Raw genomic sequence first — 18,514 nt, 5'->3', positions numbered from 1 at the left:
TTCCTCCATGTTTCTGTTTATTTTGTTCCTATCATGCCTGGTTCTCATACAACTTGATGCACAAAAAAAGCACAGGCATCCCGCCAGTGCTTGGAGTAATCGTATCAATACTGGATCGCAACCTTCTTCATCCTATTACACATAGGATCCTTGAGGCTAATTAGATCGAACTCCCCCCTTGATAGGGGCGATTCAATCCAATTGGAACAACCCAATGGCCAACTGTACAGTCTGAAGCTATTACCGCTGTTCGCAGTTAACGCTGACAGCATCCGCTGATGCGCACAGCTGTATTCGCATTATCAGACACATGCACCCCAATTGCCCCGAACCTGATAACACATCAGGAACAAGCAAATACATGCGACGACAATGCTCAAAGAGACATAATTCTCTCCTTCAATAGCGGCAGACACGTACAATGGGCACAACAAAAGAGGGTAGGTACGATCCCTCCCTCTTCTGTCGCCAACCATTTTATTAGGTTCCGTAGCAACAAGGCAGACCAATCCCGATTACTCTGCACACAAGCAGAGCTAATGAGCACTATTCAGTTAGTGACACATGCGTTCAATCGGATTCTTCCGAAGCGGAAGTTAGCTGCCTTATTTACCACTGTGAACCCTCCGTTCTGTCAAAGTTATCCTCATCCTAACACAGCCAAAGTATTGAAGCAAGTAGTTATCTGCATAAATCTTATTCTCCTAGATTCATACAACTAACTAGAACTAAGGACAAAGGCATCGAAATCGATAGGAAAATCGGATTTATTCTCGTAATACATGCTGTATGTACCAGGCGATAACGTAATGGATGGAGTGCTAAAAGTTCCGTTGACACTAACCGGGACAAAGCTGCCGTTATTAGCTCCAAGTAATTTGCTGAAGCAAAAGTTATTATATGTAGAAAATAATCGTCAGTGCTTCGACGCGCCTGTTACATTTCCGTACATCACAATGGTCAGCACCATATCGAAAACTTCGGAAAACCGGTAGCGGCTCTCAGCTAGGTAATCCATATCGGTCAGCGATTCGATTGCTGCAAAGATGATATGTGCCACAACCCCTTGATCGATATTCTTTCGAAAATAACCTTGCTCAGCACCGTCCTCTAATACCTTCACCAAATGATTAATGATGACGTGCTTGCGCAAATTCTGAAATTTCTCAAATAAAACGGGCACGCTGTGCTTTATATCCTCGATCGCAGATCGCTCAATACCGTTCAATCGCTCTACCATCAAGGTCATAAAGGTACGCAGCTTCTCTTCGGGTTCCTGCTTGCTCGCAAGCAGCTCATGAATGTCTGCCTCAATTTCTTGAAATAGCTTCTCGATCACGATTTCTAGCAAATCGTATTTCGAATCGAAATAGCGGTACAGCGTAGCCTTGCTCATCCCAATCCCCTGCACGAGATCGTCCACGGATAGATTGGAGTAACCGTGCCGAAAGAACTGGGATGAAGCATGCGTTAACAGTCTCGCTTCCGTCTTTTTGCTCATGTCAGGTTCCTCTTCTGAAATAATTATTGATCAAATGATATGAATTAATTTCATTCTAAACAAGGGCAGCAATTAACGCAATCGGAAGCAGGACGACATAAGGAATGATCAGGAGCAGGGTCACCTTCCAGCTCCCTGTCAATCTTCGCAGCAGGAGTGGTGCAAGTAACCAATACAACTGAGCGGTGTACAAGCCCGGAAAATATTCGCCGAAATAAAGGCTCCAAGTGGTGTGTGCGATGGCATTGCCGAGCGCTCCATAAGCTGTAAAGAACAAAACGGGAATAAGAAGAACGGGCTTACGCCGGACAAAGGCAAAGATAGCGGCAAGAGCGAAGCAGGAATAGGAGATCATGTTCAATACAACAAAAAATTGCGCGGTATAGGGTTCTCCACCATAAATAAGAGGAAAGCGGGTTGAAAATCCGGTAGAGAATTCTTCGGAAAAATGGATGAACTGCCAAGCCAATACGCCGAAGTATATCGGCAGTATTTGCAAGGGTTCAATGAATTCGATTTTCCTCATGAATAACGTAATAAAAATCGAGTATGCAAACACGATCCCAAGGGCAAATGTGACGATCAGCTCATACCCTGAACTTAGATAGCAGAAGAGCACAAACAGGATAGCAGACAGAAATGTAGCGACTACGAAGTCTTTTTTCTGAATCCAAACCATGCAAATCCCTCCCTATTTTGAAACTTTTGATACAAATTTAGTTTCATATTATCATTTTAGACCGCAGAAAATGAGCTGTCAATTGTATCTTACCAGTGTAATTCAGCATTTTTGTCCTAGACAATAACGCTAAATTAATGAGATTTTGTATTTACAATATTGGGACGATGGATTGCAGGTTGTAACACAATAGAAATTAATACAAATCTTTTCTGTTTAATGCTTTAGATTTTATCTACAATGGAGCTATTCATAGAATAATACCAACTAATTCAACTAAAAGGAGTCGCACATGAAACATACTTTAAAATATGGAAGTGCTTTTCTATCACTTTTACTTATGTTCGTTTTCTGTAGCCATCAACTAGCATTGGCTGGAGAAGTAAAATACAAATATGATCCAACGGGGAAAGTAAAACTGGTTAAACATGGAGATCACCAGTATGAGTATCATTACGACGGCAACGGAAATTTGTTAAGAAAAATAAAACAAACAGAAGTTAATTTGTTGGAAAATGGAGATTTTGAATATTACTCAGGTAGCTTGGGACTAGCGGATAGTTGGGGAAACTATGAGCAAGACGGTGTTATCGGAACCTATGGGATTGAGGAGAACAAAGCAATGGCTGGCAAGCGTGCTCAAAGGATGGACGCCTCCTCTTTAAACGGCAAAAGCATGAGCCTCATGCAGACAGTAGCTGTCGAGCAAGGCAAAAATTACGTTCTCCATAGCCATATTAAAGTCGAAAAGATTTCCAATGCTAAAGTGAATCTAACTCTTGGGTTTTACGATGCCAATGGTAAAGTCGTTGGGTGGCCCGCTAGCGGCAGTATTACCCATGATACGAAAGGCGAGTTCTTCGTTCTATCTACGAACGGTGTCGTTCCTCAGGGAGCCGTTAGAGCTGCCGTTCAAGTCAACATCATTGGCTCGAATGGCACAGGCTCAGCTTCGGTCGTTGTCGACGGCATGCATTTTACATATTCAACCGAACCTAATCTCTTGGCCAATAGCGGATTTGAGAGCTACACAGGTTCAACTGGATTGGCAGATGGCTGGTGGAATTTTGCGGAAGACGGAGTTGTCGGAACCTACGGGATTGAGGAGATCAACGTAATGGCTGGCAAGCGTGCTCAAAGGATGGATGCCTCCTCTTTAAACGGCAAAAGCATGAGCCTCATGCAGACAGTAGCTGTCGAGCAAGGCAAAAATTACGTTCTCCATAGCCATATTAAAGTCGAAAAGATTTCTAATGCTAAAGTGAATCTAACTCTTGGGTTTTACGATGCCAATGGTAAAGTCGTTGGGTGGCCCGCTAGTGGTAGTATTAACGATGATACGAAAGGTGAGTACTTCGTTCTGTCTACGAACGGAGACGTTCCTCAGGGAGCCGTCAGAGCTGCTGTTCAAGTTAACATCATTGGTGTGAATGGCAAAGGCTCAGCTTCGGTCGTAATAGATGAAATGAACCTAAAATATACAGGGGGAACATTCTTATCAAGGAAGTGACAACTTCCCTGCGACAAAAAAATACAGAGAAGGATGACCAACAATACTATGGTCATCCTTCTCTGCACTTATTTATATCGAGTCAAAGAGACTATTTATCTGTTATGCTAATTTGAACGTTCACGCCGCATCAAATTTCCATTGGCATCATAAAAATATTTAATCTCAACATTACCTGGTAAATAAACTCGGCCTAATCGTCCATTTGCATCATACTGATACTCATCTTTTTTTATCATAATATCATCCAGGGATAACGCCCCTCCGTTATGGATTCCCCATATTAGAAAATAGTTTTCTTCATCTCCTGTTTTAAAGGTGATTGTCTTGGTTCCCGACTTACCTGATTGTCCTGTCCATTCCGTCCACCCTTTATCGCTTATATCACCTGAGCCTACTCCCCTGGCCGTAAAATAAAAGTAACCATTTTTTCCTTGTACAGGCTCTACAATGCTCTTATAAGAAAACGTCACCGCATAGGTTGTGTTCTTTTCAAAATGTACTTTATTCGCGTTGGTATAAATCGCATCTTTCCACTCTTCTTTTGGGGAGGATTCTACGTACACAGAGTGTTTTCCCGTGATGATTTGCTGCGGGTCGCTTGTTATCCTGCCGGCTCCCGCTATGTAATTTGTTTGGTTCAGGTCTCCTCTCTCGAACGACTCACTCAACTTCTGAATACTTATATCATCTAGGGATAACGACCCTCCGTTATGGATTCCCCATATAAGAAAATAGTTTTCTTCCTCGCCCGTTTTAAAGGTGATCGTCTTTGTGCCCATCTTGCCCGCTTGTCCTGTCCATTCCGTCCACCCTTTATCGCTTTTATAATCCGAGCCTACTCCTCTTGCCGTAAAATAAAAGTAACCATTATTCACTTGTACAGGCTCTACTATGCTCTTATAAGAAAACGTCACCGCATAGGTTGTATTTCTTTCAATATGTACGTTCGTATAAATCGCATCTTTCCACTCTTCTTTTGGAGAGGATTCCACATACACAGAATGCTTTCCCGTGATGATTTGCTGCGGGTCGCTTGTTATCCTGCCGGCTCCCGCTACGTAATTTGTTTGGTTCAGGTCTCCTCTCTCGAACGACTCACTTAACTTCTGAACACTTATATCATCCAGGGATAACGCCCCTCCGTTATGGATCCCCCATATTAGAAAATAGTTTCCTTCATCTCCTGTTTTAAAGGTGATCGTCTTTGTGCCTGTCTTGCCTGCTTGTCCTGTCCATTCTGTCCACCCTTTATCGCTTCTATAATCCGAGCCTACTCCCCTGGCCGTGAAATAAAAGTAACCATTATTATCTGCCACTGCTTCTGCTACGTTCTTATAAGAAAACGTTACCGCGTAGGTTGTGTTCTTTTCAAAATGTATTTTATTCGAATTACTATAAATCGCATCTTTCCACTCTTCCTTCGGGGAAGATTCTACGTACACAGAGTATTTTCCCGTGATGATTTGCTGCGGGTCGCTTGTTATCTTGCCGGCTCCCGCTATGTAATTTGTTTGGTTCAGGTCTCCTCTTTCAAACGACTCTATGACGTAGCTAAAATCGTTTAATTCACGAGACATGCTAGCCATCACATAACTATCCAATGAAATTGTAAAGTAGATCATGCTGATAAGAAAAAGATAAGTTACTCTTTTTATGCATTCATTCATTTTGCGATTCCCTTTCTTTTCTTTACTGTATGGTAATACTATCGTGCTAATTTTTACCTTGAAGCATAACTTCCCTGACGCGTTATCTTCTCAGCTTGCCGGTCGAATCATGGACATACGCTACTGTGATGCTGCCGTTTCCTTCTACTTTTCCTTCAGCTACGATCTTCGCTCTGTAGTCATAGTAGTATCGGGTCGTTACGCCACCTTCGGTGCGCTCTATCATCAGGTTGTCGCCGTTGTATCGATAGCTGATGGCTTTGCCGTCTTCCGTTGTCACTTGGGTCAGGCGGCTGCGGCTTGCGATGCGTAGCTGGCTCCAGTGAAGTTCGGTAGTTGATCGCTTTGCAAAGTGTTACGGTTATCCCGCTGATGTAACTCTACACACATGAGAGCCTACATCAAAAAGAAACCTTGACAGGCACATGGCCAATCAAGGCTGTTGAATTTACTTGGATTTCAAAATACTAAATGAGTTCTTTATCCTTCCTCGTTAAACGCTTGAAGTATCTCTTCATTCGATTTTTCAATTTCTGCGATTACCTTATTGATGTATTCAATATCGAGCGAAGTTTCTCCACCTCCAGTTATATATAACAACTTTAACCAGAAGGCATTTTCTTCCGAGTAACTTTTGATTGCTTCATAAATATTTTCTTCCGTCAAACTTTTAACGATTATTTTTGGATGAGATGCAGGAATGTATCCCAGGTAATTATTTTCCATATATTCCATAATATTTATTGGCGTTGTTACTACCACACTATAACTAATTCCATCTTCCAACTTTACAAAAACGTCAATATTATCATTAAAAATATCTTTAACCTCGCTTAACGGAACTGGATAAATTATGCTTTTTATTTCCATATTGGTCTCCTAAATTATTTATAGAGTTTTGTCAGTACATCAATTACTGCCTGTTCATTATGCTTATTTGCCTTAGCTAGAATTACCATTTCACCCTTTTCCATTCTAAAGAAAACTCTTGCCCCTTCTTCCCCTCGTAAATAACTAATATTTTTAAATAAATTTTTTGTTCCGGTTCGTAGACCTGGATTTTTATTACCAGCTAAAAATTTTGCAATTAGATCATTTGCCTCTTTTTGTACTTTGGGATCTTTGCCCATCTTTTCAGCTGCCTTAACGAGACTTGGAGTTCTATTAATCACACTCCTTACCCCTTTTATAGGTCCTCCAACAGTACTTAACATTGCAAAAGATACATTTTCAAGAGATTCCGCCAATTCAAACATCTTTTGTAAGTTTCCTTCAGCCCATTGTGCATTGCCTAAAGTGTTTGCTTTCTTTTCATAGTATGTTCCAGTAGCCAAACTAAATAGGTATTTAAAACTTTTGTTGTTGTTGGCTATATTTCCTGGCAATCCAGATACCTCACTCCCCAAGATAGATCTAATTTCCCAGTATACTTGTGAATTTACACCTTCGGCCCTAGCTATTTGAAGATACGTATTCAATTGGATATTATCTATCGCATGTCCAGTCGAATCTCTATATATAAGTGGATTATTATGCACATACGTATATAAGTTCAAGCTTAGTGGACTTCCCAGTTCCCCTTCATACGTATCCTAGTTAATAAAGCGTACTATATTCAATTGAAGGACGTTCGACATAAAGGGGGGGGATACTATGTGCGCACAACCGTATAAGAAAAATATCATACGGGGTTGATGAGGGTTAGGTTCTTTCAGGACATGCTGCCCGTTACATTCACTGGGTGGGTGGGTAAAAGAAAGACCTTGAGGATTGCCACCCTCAAGGTCAACATTACTAGGGTTTGATGAATCTCATCTTTTCTTTAGACCAGACTTTAATAATAACCCCATCATTCCTAACTAACTGATAGTTCTCCCATTCTTTGATAATATACTTCCAAAGATTATGTTGAAGAATTTCCTCTACAGATAAATCTATCGCATGCCTATCCACTTCAATTTTTAAGACTTTTTCGGTATTAATATCCTCGTACTTTTCGTACTCATTGAGGCACTCTGAACATCTAAAATGAATATTATTGCTTACACTATTTCTTTTAACCTCAATCCATCCTTGATTACATGTATCGCACCAGTCAACCTTATGTTTATACTTATCCACTAGCTAACATGCAACTCCTTAAAATAATTAAATGTGACAATACTTCATTTTGGGAACGCAGCAATTATTCGATTGTCAGAAGCATTATTTACAAAAATTCTAACGTTGTTCAAAGTACTTCCATCGCCAAATTTCCCGCCCGCAATTCCTGAATTATTATAAACAACTTCATAATACCAATTCTTTTGATTAGAGTCATATTGGGCTCGAATTTTTTTATCTTTTATTTTTGTCCATGCGCCTTCAACAATCTCTACAGCATCACCAGAAAAAATGCCATGCGATGGTTTTGTTAAGTCGTTAATTTCATGTTTTCTAACATGGGCTTCTGCCTTACTCCAGTCTAAGCAACCACCGATGTTATGCACCCAAATGCCTAAACTGCTTACAAAGTATGTGTGGAATTCAGCTACAGTAAAATTATAAACCTTTACTTTTGTATCGTGATGTACAATTTCGATATTGTCAATTTTTAGATGATTTCCGTTGCTTTGTACTAGTTCATCGCCCGCCTTAAGATCAACAGCGAGTACCCATCCTTTACTTTCAACCCAGAATGGATGATTATCGGTGGTTTCAATAACTTGGTTACCCACCGAACTTATAAGTAGTATCTTTCTCGTTGCGATGGAGGGCAGTAACTTCCTTGTAAGCCTGTTCGCCAGTTTCTTCATTCTTGGAAAGAACCTTATCTCCGACTTCAATGTCTTCGATATTCTTTTCCCCTTCGTCTGTTAATACCTTTGTCCCTGCTGTAAAACAATTACACTTTGCAAGTGATTTCGCAGCTTTACTACCCTTAAATACAAGTTTTTCTGCTTTCAACAGTTTTCCCCAAGGCACAAAAGAAGCTACAGTCAAGGCTTTTTCATTCAGAGAGCCATCAGGATTCAAAAGCGTATTTACATCATCAAGTATTAAAAAATTGGCTCCTTCAACTGCTATCGCCTTACCTGCCTTAACTTGTGCATCTAGATTGATTTGCAATTTCCCATATCAACCGCGCAAGTTAAAGACGGAGAGATTGGGTAAACAAAATTACCCGTAGGGTCTGAATGAATTAATGGATTATTGTAAACATACGTATACAAATTCAAACTCAGCGGACTTTTAATATCTCCTTCATACGTATCCTAGTTAATAAAGCGTACTATATTCAATAAAAAGGACGGTAACCGTTTTCCAATCACCGCCCAACATTAGTATATCAACTTGCTTGTTTAATGGGTACTTCTGGAATCGTGTAAACTGCTTTAGTCTTCATTAAGCAATAGATGACATTAACCAGTTTACGCATAATGCACACAATAGCTTGCTGCTTAGTCTTTCCTGCCGCCATTTTCTGCTCATAGTAAAAGTAGAAGTAAGGATTACGCGGCTCTCGTTTCCCACGTGTGACTGCTATCTGTCGAATAGCAAGAGCTTTAATGATATCGTGTAGTTCACGATTGCCTTGCTTGCTCTTATAGTTTCGATGCTTGTCTCCTGATCCAACAGGAATCGGTGCAATCCCCGCGAATCGCGCAAGTTTGTCTGGAGTAGAGAAACGATGAATATCACCTATCTCTGCTACCAATTCTGCCGCTGTTACAACATCTATCCCTGTCATAGATTCCAGTTGAAAGCCCAGTTCCTTCATAACATCTTCAATCTCTTGTTCGATCCGAGTCAACTCTTTCTTATAAAAACGGATACTCCGTACCAGTCGTTTCACGATGAAATCCCGTTTATCTTGAAAATCCCGATATGTATCTCCGTCCTCAGTAATAAGATGGAGTATTTGTTCTGCTTTCTTGATCGATAAACCATTATTGCTTAACTTTCGAAGATACTTCGCCAGTTCCTCCACCCCGACACCTGATAAATGCCTTGACGAGGGGTACTTGTGCCAGAAAGCTAACGCTGTCTTTCCATCTATCTCAGAAAAGAACTTCTTATAGCTTGGGTAATGGTATCCAAGCTGCTGATGAAGACGTTTCACTATTCCTGACAGGTTTTTAGCTTGCCATTTACGCTGAGTCACTAGCTGACATATTGCCCAATATAAATCTACAGGCTTGGCATCTGGTAAATTCGGCAGTTCATCTCTTAATACCTTAGCCACACATTCCGCATCCCATGAATCAGGTTTCTGAACGGTAACATGGCTCTTACGCCTTGCATTTGCTAGTTTGGCATTGACCTCTTTCACTCAACACCCTTTTTCATTCAGGTAAACAGCTAACGCTCTGCCGTATCCGCCCACATCTTCCAAACCATATACAACTGATAGCCCGTTCTTCGTATATTTTTTTAGTTTCTTCTCAAGCTGCGAAAATGCGGAAGGCTTGTTATCAAACTTGATTTCATCTAGCTTCTGATTCCAACAATCGATGATAACCGCTGTGTGATGCTGTTTATGAAGGTCTACGCCCACGTAAATAAGCTTATCTGGCTGTATCATTACTCTGTTCGCTCCTTATATCAATTGAATTTTATTGAATGGTTACAGATAGGTTAGAACTGCATATGACCAAGTAAGCAATACATAAAGTTACTGTATGCACAAGTTCCAACCCATGGGTAACCACCCAATTTGGATGGTTTATAGCATGTCTGTAAATCAGGTCGCATCCTCAGTTCGAGCGGACAAGCCGCAAAGATACGCTAGCGAATTCTGATTCCTTCTATGCTTCGTTAAATGATTGCTTGGTGCAGCCCTACAGCTTCAATTTCTCCGTAACGGTACATACCTTGATACAATTCCTTGCGGTCTAATATCCGTTTCACTTGTACTTTCGTAAAACATTTACCTTGTTGCGTGGTGTAGCCTTCTAAATTCAATTGTGATGCTAATTCAGACAGTGACCAAGATTCATACTGCTCTCGCAAGTCGAAGAGTCTTCTAACAACCTGGGCCTGCTTGTCATGGACTTCTATACTTTTATGTCCTTTACGAGCTTTGTAACCATATGCCGCCCGTCCTCCTGCATATCCTCCTTGCTGTGCTTTCTTATTACGTCCTCTACTTAGCTTTAGAGCTATTTCAAGTCGTTGATATTGGTCAAGTAATTCCATTAACCCATTTATCAGAAAATCATTTGGATCTTTCTTATGTATAGAATAAGTCGGCTGCTCAATGCTCTTCACATCTACGCCAAACTTCTTGAACTCCCGATGAACCAACACTTTTACAATGTCAGACCGCCATAAACGGCTTGTATTCAGGACAACCACAGCGTCATAGGTTTCGGTGGCTAAGGCAGATAACATGCTCTGAAAGCCAATTCTGTCCACTTCAAGAGCATCCTCGTCCACCTTCGCCCCACTGATACCTTCATCCGTAAAGATGTCCTGCAAGTTCCATCCTTGCTCCTGACAATATGAGCGGATTTCATCTTGTTGGTACGTTAAACTGTAGCCATCCTTGGCTTGACCGCTTGTTGAAACCCTGACGTAACCGATGACATTCATGCTGTTTCCCCCTCGTCCGTTACGATAATTCAGATTTATGTTACGCATAAGAGTTATACCCCTAAGCGTACATAGATAATTATATTACTCTTAACCGTATAGTTCAATGTTATTTCGCCAAGAATGTGTTATAGTACGTTTAAAAGTAATATGAGTTCGGGTGAGGTCACAATGAAAATAAAAATACGACTAAAAGAAATTCTTGAAGAACGGGGGATGTCCCAACGACAACTCTCTATGCTTATGAATATCCGTCACGCAACTATCAACCATCTTTGCTCTAATAACGTGGACAGAGTTTATATTCGGACATTGGAGCAAATCTGCGAAGCGTTAAACATCACTGTTGACCAACTGATTGTTTCGATAGAAGATGATGAAGATACCGCCCCTAAAGTTGATTCTCTATAGTCGGGTATAGTCCAGTCTGGCTTATAGAACCACCCTATACAAGCGATTACACAAAAGGTGTCACTTTGCCAGTAAAAACGCCTACACAAGGCTTCTGTGCGTTCTGACAACGTAAAGCGAAGAGTGCCGCCCGACAGGGCATGGTTGAGCGGTGGAACTCTTATTTTATTTTCATGAATAAAGACAGTCATTATCCTCTCTATCTTTATCCTTCAAAAATAAGAATTTCTCCCGAAACTTGCAGACCGCCAAGGGCGTCTGCTGATTCTTCTTTTATTGATTATTCTGTTGGTTCTTCTTTGTTGATTATTGTTTATGATTATTATTAGTGAGACTATCTGACGCTTCATAACAGACCTTATGTCTATCATCCAGACTCCCTGTCTTTCTTAACCGACTCTACGTCTGAATCATGGACAAATTTTCTATATCACCCTTTTTGCATCCTTCAACAGACCATATGACGGTTATTTGGACAGAGAGTCTGATGAAATGACAGACTATTCATTTATCCGCTCATATCAGACGGAAAACGCTTGGTCATCTCAGCTTTTAGGAACTGAGCATAGCTGTCTAGAATCTCTTTCTCAGCGAATTTGTCAATGGGCAGTCTTCTTTCATGGAGTCTTTGAAGTTGGTCAATAAACGACTTGTATTCGTCACATTTGACCAGTCCCTGAATCCAAAGCGTCAACTCCCGCTCATTCACTTGCTTTCGAACGCTCCCAATTAACTCATGAGTCTTTTCCGACATAAGTAGATACGGGTGGCAATGCTGATAATTTGGCAGGGAATACGTGTTATTCTTACCCTGACTGACCAGAATCAGCTTCTTATTTGCCAATTCCTTGATATGGCGTTCTACTGACTTTGAACTACATCCGACATTTCTAGCGATCATCTCGATGGTCGGATAGCATTGACTTTTGTCGTCCGATATGCTGTTAGGTCAATCAGAATCAACTTTTCATACTGTGTTAAACCGTATCACCGATGGATTTTGTGCGGTACTTTGGTAAACCCCTTATGCTGTGATGTAAACTGACTCTCTTGGCTCACCTTGTCCATGTATTCATTTGCAGCTTGACGATTCTGAATTAGAAAGAAATCCTTCATTCCCGTTACCTTCCTTCTCGTAGTTTAGTTACGCCTGCGGCGGATGTGAAGTTTAGGAAGGCGGCTAGCCTGAACATTACCTTTCCTGTATATGTAGACTAGTCGTCACCAGATTGCTCTTACACTATAATCTTCGAGGTATATAGACAGTTAGTTGTGGACTAAAATGAGACTTATTCTGTTTAACCACACACTTTAAAAGTCGGGATATGTATCCATATAGTTGCGAATATTCTTTCCCCCTCTTGCTAGTGTAAGAGATTTGTTGCGATTATTTGCATTTTCTTGGAATATCAGAAAAAACGGAAGAAAACGAAGATAAGGTATTTGGAGCAAAACACGGTGGTATCTGATGATTTCGGGATTATGACAATGAAGGAGGTTTTCCATAAAGGGGGATATTATCTTTATACGTGCGTACAACTATATTCGAAATATATCCTACGGGGTTGATAAGGGTTAGGTTCTTTCGTGACATGCCGCCCGATTCATTCGACACTGGGTGGGGCATCCACCAAAGAAAAAACCTTGAAGGGACTAAAAATCCCAACAAGGTTTTATAATTTCCATCAATTTCAATGCCTCATGTTGCTCACTATCTATCGACTTTTTATCGCCACTAATTTAACTTATACATGCTGATTAACTATCAACGCCACCAAATGATAGAATGTGAATTTGCAACCCTAATTCAAGTTCTGCAATCAACTTAAGAATTTCCGGTGATATATCTATTCCTATCTGGGCGTAATCTGATCTTAAATAGCAATTCAGGGACACATCATACCTACTTTTTAATAAACTCAATTCATGTCTTACATTGGATAGTTGTCCTGCTATACTCTCTAATGCTTTGTTAAGCGGACAAGTACTGGTTATTTGAATCTCAAATATCCAAACATCATAAAGTGCCTTTCTCTTACTTGTAATAAAATCCCCGTTTCTGACAACAGATGTTGGTGTCAGATTTAGCTTACCTAATAAGTCAAAATCAAGGTTTGTAGAACTAATATTTAATGAACAACTACCTGTAATACTCATATAACCTCCACAGATTCTACTTTTTCGTCATGTTTTTTAATTCATTGGCAAAATCGAGAAGATCATCCCAACTAAAATTATCGTTTGCTTTCATATTAAATTCTTTCTTTAGTTGATGAATGTACTCGCCAAACTTATTCCTATCTACACCTACTTTCTTCGCAGCATCATTAACCATCTTTAAGTCCTTTTTAGCTGCAAACCTCTGTAAATCCAACTTAAGTAAATACTCTGTAGTCTGATCAACACTTTTCTTACCCATTGTCTTTGCAGCTAACTTAGCTACACCTTTGTAAGCAAGTGCAAAAGTACCATCAAAAACATAAAATAGTGGATCATCTAGTAATGGCACTTCTTTAGCATTACCAAATAATAGCTCATTGTACATATCTTTCGTTATAGATTTATAGACTATTCCGTCTTTAAAGAAGTTTGTTCTGTCTACCCTAGATTCATAATTCAGTCTAAGATAATTTGCTGCATCATGGGAAGATTGCATCATAAGCAGGTTCTTTTCTTTCTGCCCAACAGAAAAGATAGATTGATACCTAAGTAGCGCTTCTTTATCTCCAACAGAAAACTCAATATGACCTGTTGGGTCGAGATATTTTAAAGGGTTATTTTTTACATACGTATACAAATTCAAACTTAGCGGATCATTGATTTCCCCTTCATACGTATCCTCATTAATAAACCGTCCTACACTTGGATCATACCATCTTGCGCGCAAATATTGCAGATTCGTTGCTGCATCCCAGTATTCGCCCGAGTAGCGGAAAATGTTCGGAACTTGTTCCTCTTGAACCAAGGGATTGCCCCAGATATCGTACGTATAGCGGTTCAGTACATTTCCTTGCGCATCCCGGATTTCGGTAATGTCGCCGTGTCCGTTGGATATATAGTACTGCATACCTTGTCCTGGAACCTGACGGGCCAGCAGCTTGCCATTCGAATCATGGATATAGGATGCTGTAATCGTGACGCTGCCGTTCGCTTCTACCTTGCCTTCCGCTACAATCTTCGCTCTATCATCATAGTAGTAACGGGTCGTTACGCCACCTTCGGTGCGTTCTACCATCAGGCTGTCCCCATTATAGCGGTAGCTGACAGCCTTACCGTCTTCTGTTGTTACTTTGACTAAGCGATTGCGGCTATCGTAGGTGTAGTTAGCCCCCTTGATATCCGGTACCTGATCGCTTTGCAGCGTGCTGCGGTTATCCCGTTGATCGTACGTATATGCCTCATTGAATTGGCTTGATGTCTTGATTCGATTCAGCTTATCGTAGCTAAATTGATATCCTGCTCCATTATCGTTTTTAGCGGTGATATTTCGGTTGTTATCATAGGTATAGCTGTAGTTTCCCAACAGCGCTTCTCCTTGCTTCTGTTGGATGCCAGCTAGATTGTACCCATCATAATTGTATACTTCACTGAGTCCATTCGATGCACTTAGTTTAGCAAGTTTCTTCGATTTCTGATTATAATCATACGTAAATTCGGATAACGTCGCGCCATTGCCAAGCGCCCCCAGCTTCGTCGGAACACCAGCCTCATAGAGATAATCGATAGTAGAGGTCATAGCAAGGTTCGATGCTTTAATGGTTTGCTCCGTTCTTAATTGACGAGTTTCGTAATCAAAACTCAGCTCAGTTTGATCTGGATATTGAATCGATTTCAGTTCACCTGTTGGAAAATATCCATACGTTGTCGTCCCTGTTCCATCGGTCATCGACAATCGTTTGCCTGAGGCATCGTAGCTGTACGATATTGTTTCGTCAGCAGCTTTGGCTTCTGTCAGCAAATCAAGATGATTATATACAAAGGTTTGAGACTGCCCGTTCTTATCAATCGTTCGGGAGACGTTACTATTTGCATCATAGTACACTTTCTTGCTTTGCTTGTTCGGATCGGTCTGCTGGATCAATCGTCCTATCTCGTCATATCGTTTCTGAACCGTGTTGCCGTCTGGATATTTGACTTCGACCATATTTCCGGACAGATCATATTGATAACGGGTTGTCTTTCCCTCGCTATCCGTTACAGCTAGCAATCTCCCCAAGACATCGTACTCATACTTGGTCACATTCTGATTCGCGTCTGTGGAACTCGTGACATTCCCTGCATAATCATACTCGTAACGCGCCAACACCACATTTCCAGATGGCTTTAGCTCTTCCTTCAATGTCACTCTGCCTAGAATATCGTACGATTCTTTAATCGGATTGTTTGTTCCGTCTATCACGGTTTTGGTATTTGCGCCGTCATCATACTGATAACGCGTAGCAGCAAAATACCCCGGTTGTTCAACTATGACACGTCCCCAGGCATCATATTCATATTGGGTGGCCGAACCGTTGAAGTCTCCCTTAGAAATCAAATCGCCATATTCGTTGTAACGATGCTCTGCCGTCCCTCGCCCATTCGTTTCCTTGATCAATCGTCCGAAAGGATCAAAGAATCGCTCCGTTTGTTGTCCGGCCGCATCCGTGACTACAATACGGTTGTTCTCGTCGTCATATTCAATCTTGGTTTGCGACCCGTCAGCATTAGTTACCGCAGTTACACGATTCAAATCATCATACGTATAGGTGATGGCCTGTCCTTTTCCATCCACATATTGATACAGCATACCAGTCTCGGGAATATATCTGGCATCTCTCGTCAACTCTCCGGACGCGCCATCCGCATCCGTCACCGTTACCGATTGCTTATTCGGGAACATATAGTTATGGATTTCATTGAATTCCTGCCGAATGACGGTATCCTTCGCGTTATCGCCTTTGATTTGAATTGTCGTCGGATTGCCATGCACGTCGCGCTCATAGCGAACTTGATTCAATAACCGTCCCTGACCGTCTTGCAGCGTAGCCTGCTGAAGACCACCATGCTCGGTTTCATATTCATACTTAGCGATCAGGTTGGACTGAGGCCCAACAGGCGTAGTCATTTTCGTTAATTTTCGAGCCTGGGCTTGAGGGATATACTCATATTCATAATAACTGGTTCCTTGAAGCGGTTTAGTCTCCTCAATGATATTTCCGTATTCATCATATTTATAACTTGTCGTTCTCGTAGAAGATCCCGAAGCTCCGTAATTGGTTTCCGAAATGCTAAGGGGCTTGGAATGCATCAATTCCCTTTTCGAATTTTTATTATATTCGTAGGTAACAGTCTTGCGTTCGTTGCTTCCTTTTGCTGTCGTTTCGCTTCTATTATGATAAAGAATCGGCGGATCTAGCGGAAACGTATAGTAGCTCCCTTCATTTAGGTCTTCATATCTTTCTCTATAACTAACATTATAGTTATGATTAGTGATGGTACGGCCATCATCCACGCTAACATCATAGGTAACATTTCCGAATATCTTTCCAAAATCTTTTGGAAAAGTAACGGTTTGCCGATCAGAGACGACGGTAGCGCCTGTATTCGTGCTATACAGTAGTTTGCGTTCATTATATATGACCTGGTATTCTATCGCGTAAAAACCTAGTTTACGGAGTACGGTTGAACTAGTGAACTTAGACTGTGCTTTGGTCGGATGTTCAATCATCCCCAGCGTTACCCAATCGGTTTTTCCCCAATAGAACATTTGTTCGTTGAAATTTTCCTCTTTGTTAAACACACTGTATGTCGGAACAATGTTGGATGGCATATATCGACGAATATCGTAATAATAAGTTGTTTCTCGGTCAACCGGATCGATAACCTTTTTTAATACATATTCATCATTAAAATTAAAAGATATCTTTTCTTTGATATATTTAACAACTTGATCCTTTGTTTGATTCGTCGCAGGATCTGTATAATATACCCTTGCTTCTACATCATTACCGTTGTCTCGAATGGAGAGAACATTGTATTTTGTACTTTTCTTCCCCTCTTTGGTAGAAGCAACAACCATAATTAGTTTCATGCCTCTATGGTAAAAGTCGAGAATGTTATCATATTCGTCTTTTATCTGCAGAAGCAGGCCGCCTTCGTCAAAATAGTAATCCAATCCCTGCTTGTAATCGGTAAGAACATATCTAGCATCTTTCGGCTCGTCAGACCCTTTCGATTCGCCGTAATGCGGGCCAAAACTCAAATCTCTAAAGGGATACCCCACCAGATCATATCCGTCTATCGCAAATGTTCCACGCTGGGGCAGATAAAGGAATTTTTGATCCTCAGCTACTTTAAGATAAGGAATATCCCACATCCATCCTTTCCCCAGCGAAGAACGATAATCTTCTTCCGACTTGCGGGGCAACTGTTTATGACTTTCCTCATTGTAATAAATATCATCTTTACCGCGCGAACTATCGTACACACGACGCAATTCGAAGTTCAAACCATTCGGTCCTGGAAGAATAAGATCAGTTTGCTCTACATGCAGAGAACCGTCGACTGTCGAAATGTTCTCGCCAACGCTCCCGACTGAATACGGTGCGTGATCGAACTTCAGCTCTTTTTGCTTCAATGCAAAGCTATCATAGTTCGAAGAAGAAGACAGGGATCGCTTGGAGCGACGAAATTTAGGAATCTCATACACAGAGTCTGTAACGCTTGGTTTCTTAACATTCCCGTCACTCTCTACTTTCGACAAATGATCATACACACTTGTCGTTACCGTAGCCGTATTATACACGCTTGTCGTTACTGCAATCTGTTGCGCAACACCAGGATACAAGCGGTTCATATACTGCTCGTACGATCCTCCGCGCTGCTTCTCCAGCAGCCCCTCATAGATATGGTGCAGCAGGTATCCTTTGGATATTTCACCGTAAACCCAGTCACCATCAACTTGAAATTTCTCAGCTACTGAGGAAATTGTAATAATATCTTGCGGATCTAGATCCTTAGGCTGTTGGCTGTACACTGCATCCGTAACTGAAAGATTAGACAGCTCAGCATCGGATGACATCACTTCTTGTGCAGAAGTAAGTGGTATGCTCGTAAACGCTAAAATAAATGTTAAAATTAGTGATATGTACTTTTTCACGCTTTTTCTCCTGTTCAATTAAGTATTTTGC

At 41.0% G+C, this 18,514-nt stretch carries 13 protein-coding genes and 2 pseudogenes; 2 read left to right on the top strand and 13 right to left on the bottom strand.

Annotation, left to right across the window (positions count from 1 at the left end):
• Positions 1-916: 916 nt before the first annotated feature.
• Both BP95_RS0107155 and BP95_RS0107150 read right to left on the bottom strand, forming a co-directional pair.
• On the bottom strand, positions 917-1,501 hold the full coding sequence (locus BP95_RS0107155) for a TetR/AcrR family transcriptional regulator (RefSeq protein ID WP_028531782.1): 585 nt from the start codon (positions 1,499-1,501) through the stop codon (positions 917-919).
• Positions 1,502-1,556: 55 nt separating this feature from the next.
• On the bottom strand, positions 1,557-2,180 hold the full coding sequence (locus BP95_RS0107150; protein ID WP_028531781.1) for a hypothetical protein: 624 nt from the start codon (positions 2,178-2,180) through the stop codon (positions 1,557-1,559).
• Between the two features lie 292 nt (positions 2,181-2,472).
• On the opposite strand from BP95_RS0107150, the gene BP95_RS0107145 reads away from it, so the two are divergent.
• A complete protein-coding gene (locus tag BP95_RS0107145; protein WP_028531780.1) occupies positions 2,473-3,690 on the top strand; it encodes a hypothetical protein in 1,218 nt (405 codons plus the stop codon).
• Positions 3,691-3,797: 107 nt separating this feature from the next.
• Here the strand turns inward: BP95_RS0107145 and BP95_RS0107140 are convergent, their stop codons facing one another.
• From BP95_RS0107140 to BP95_RS0107100, 8 genes and pseudogenes are all read right to left on the bottom strand, one after another.
• A complete protein-coding gene (locus BP95_RS0107140) occupies positions 3,798-5,360 on the bottom strand; it encodes an RHS repeat protein (protein ID WP_028531779.1) in 1,563 nt (520 codons plus the stop codon).
• Between the two features lie 82 nt (positions 5,361-5,442).
• On the bottom strand, positions 5,443-5,640 hold the full coding sequence (locus tag BP95_RS0107135) for a hypothetical protein (RefSeq protein ID WP_028531778.1): 198 nt from the start codon (positions 5,638-5,640) through the stop codon (positions 5,443-5,445).
• A 200-nt stretch (positions 5,641-5,840) separates the two neighbouring features.
• Positions 5,841-6,230: a hypothetical protein gene (locus BP95_RS0107130; RefSeq protein WP_028531777.1), complete on the bottom strand. Its 390-nt coding sequence runs from the start codon at positions 6,228-6,230 to the stop codon at positions 5,841-5,843.
• 14 nt (positions 6,231-6,244) lie between these two features.
• Positions 6,245-6,916, bottom strand: a complete 672-nt coding sequence (locus BP95_RS33785; RefSeq protein WP_231515066.1) for an RHS repeat-associated core domain-containing protein — start codon at positions 6,914-6,916, stop codon at positions 6,245-6,247.
• Between the two features lie 238 nt (positions 6,917-7,154).
• Complete coding sequence (locus BP95_RS0107120) at positions 7,155-7,481, bottom strand: hypothetical protein (protein ID WP_021259367.1); 327 nt, start codon at positions 7,479-7,481, stop codon at positions 7,155-7,157.
• Between the two features lie 44 nt (positions 7,482-7,525).
• Positions 7,526-8,638, bottom strand: a pseudogene (locus tag BP95_RS34480) (polymorphic toxin-type HINT domain-containing protein); the annotation flags it as partial.
• Positions 8,639-8,688: 50 nt separating this feature from the next.
• Positions 8,689-9,924: pseudogene (locus tag BP95_RS29835) on the bottom strand (IS110 family transposase).
• Between the two features lie 233 nt (positions 9,925-10,157).
• Entirely contained in the window at positions 10,158-10,934 is a 777-nt protein-coding gene (locus BP95_RS0107100; protein ID WP_028531773.1) for a recombinase family protein, read from the bottom strand.
• A gap of 171 nt (positions 10,935-11,105) precedes the next feature.
• On the opposite strand from BP95_RS0107100, the gene BP95_RS0107095 reads away from it, so the two are divergent.
• Positions 11,106-11,345, top strand: coding sequence for a helix-turn-helix domain-containing protein (locus BP95_RS0107095; protein WP_028531772.1), 240 nt, complete (start codon positions 11,106-11,108; stop codon positions 11,343-11,345).
• Between the two features lie 508 nt (positions 11,346-11,853).
• Here BP95_RS0107095 and BP95_RS33780 read toward each other — a convergent pair.
• The 3 genes from BP95_RS33780 to BP95_RS0107080 form a co-directional block, all read right to left on the bottom strand.
• Positions 11,854-12,054, bottom strand: a complete 201-nt coding sequence (locus BP95_RS33780) for a hypothetical protein (RefSeq protein WP_231515070.1) — start codon at positions 12,052-12,054, stop codon at positions 11,854-11,856.
• Between the two features lie 1,049 nt (positions 12,055-13,103).
• Positions 13,104-13,502 carry a DUF4279 domain-containing protein gene (locus BP95_RS0107085; protein WP_028531771.1) on the bottom strand — a complete coding sequence of 133 codons (399 nt, stop codon included), beginning with the start codon at positions 13,500-13,502 and terminating at the stop codon, positions 13,104-13,106.
• Between the two features lie 16 nt (positions 13,503-13,518).
• Positions 13,519-18,483 (bottom strand): RHS repeat-associated core domain-containing protein, encoded by a 4,965-nt coding sequence (locus BP95_RS0107080; protein ID WP_028531770.1) that lies wholly within the window; start codon positions 18,481-18,483, stop codon positions 13,519-13,521.
• Between the last annotated feature and the right edge of the window lie 31 nt (positions 18,484-18,514).

Source organism: Paenibacillus sp. UNC217MF (assembly GCF_000686865.1).
GTDB lineage: Bacteria > Bacillota > Bacilli > Paenibacillales > Paenibacillaceae > Paenibacillus_B > Paenibacillus_B suaedae.
The sequence above is the reverse complement of the archived record's forward strand: the minus strand, read 5'-3'. Positions and strand labels throughout refer to the sequence as shown.

What these genes read in the sequence shown, in the direction of transcription:
- BP95_RS0107155 (WP_028531782.1), bottom strand. Translation starts at nt 1,501, where the DNA reads ATGAGCAAAAAGACGGAAGCGAGACTGTTAACGCATGCTTCATCCCAG.
- BP95_RS0107140 (WP_028531779.1), bottom strand. Translation starts at nt 5,360, where the DNA reads ATGAATGAATGCATAAAAAGAGTAACTTATCTTTTTCTTATCAGCATG.
- BP95_RS0107100 (WP_028531773.1), bottom strand. Translation starts at nt 10,934, where the DNA reads ATGAATGTCATCGGTTACGTCAGGGTTTCAACAAGCGGTCAAGCCAAG.
- BP95_RS0107145 (WP_028531780.1), top strand. Translation starts at nt 2,473, where the DNA reads ATGAAACATACTTTAAAATATGGAAGTGCTTTTCTATCACTTTTACTT.
- BP95_RS0107095 (WP_028531772.1), top strand. Translation starts at nt 11,106, where the DNA reads ATGAAAATAAAAATACGACTAAAAGAAATTCTTGAAGAACGGGGGATG.
- BP95_RS0107150 (WP_028531781.1), bottom strand. Translation starts at nt 2,180, where the DNA reads ATGGTTTGGATTCAGAAAAAAGACTTCGTAGTCGCTACATTTCTGTCT.
- BP95_RS0107130 (WP_028531777.1), bottom strand. Translation starts at nt 6,230, where the DNA reads ATGGAAATAAAAAGCATAATTTATCCAGTTCCGTTAAGCGAGGTTAAA.
- BP95_RS0107085 (WP_028531771.1), bottom strand. Translation starts at nt 13,502, where the DNA reads ATGAGTATTACAGGTAGTTGTTCATTAAATATTAGTTCTACAAACCTT.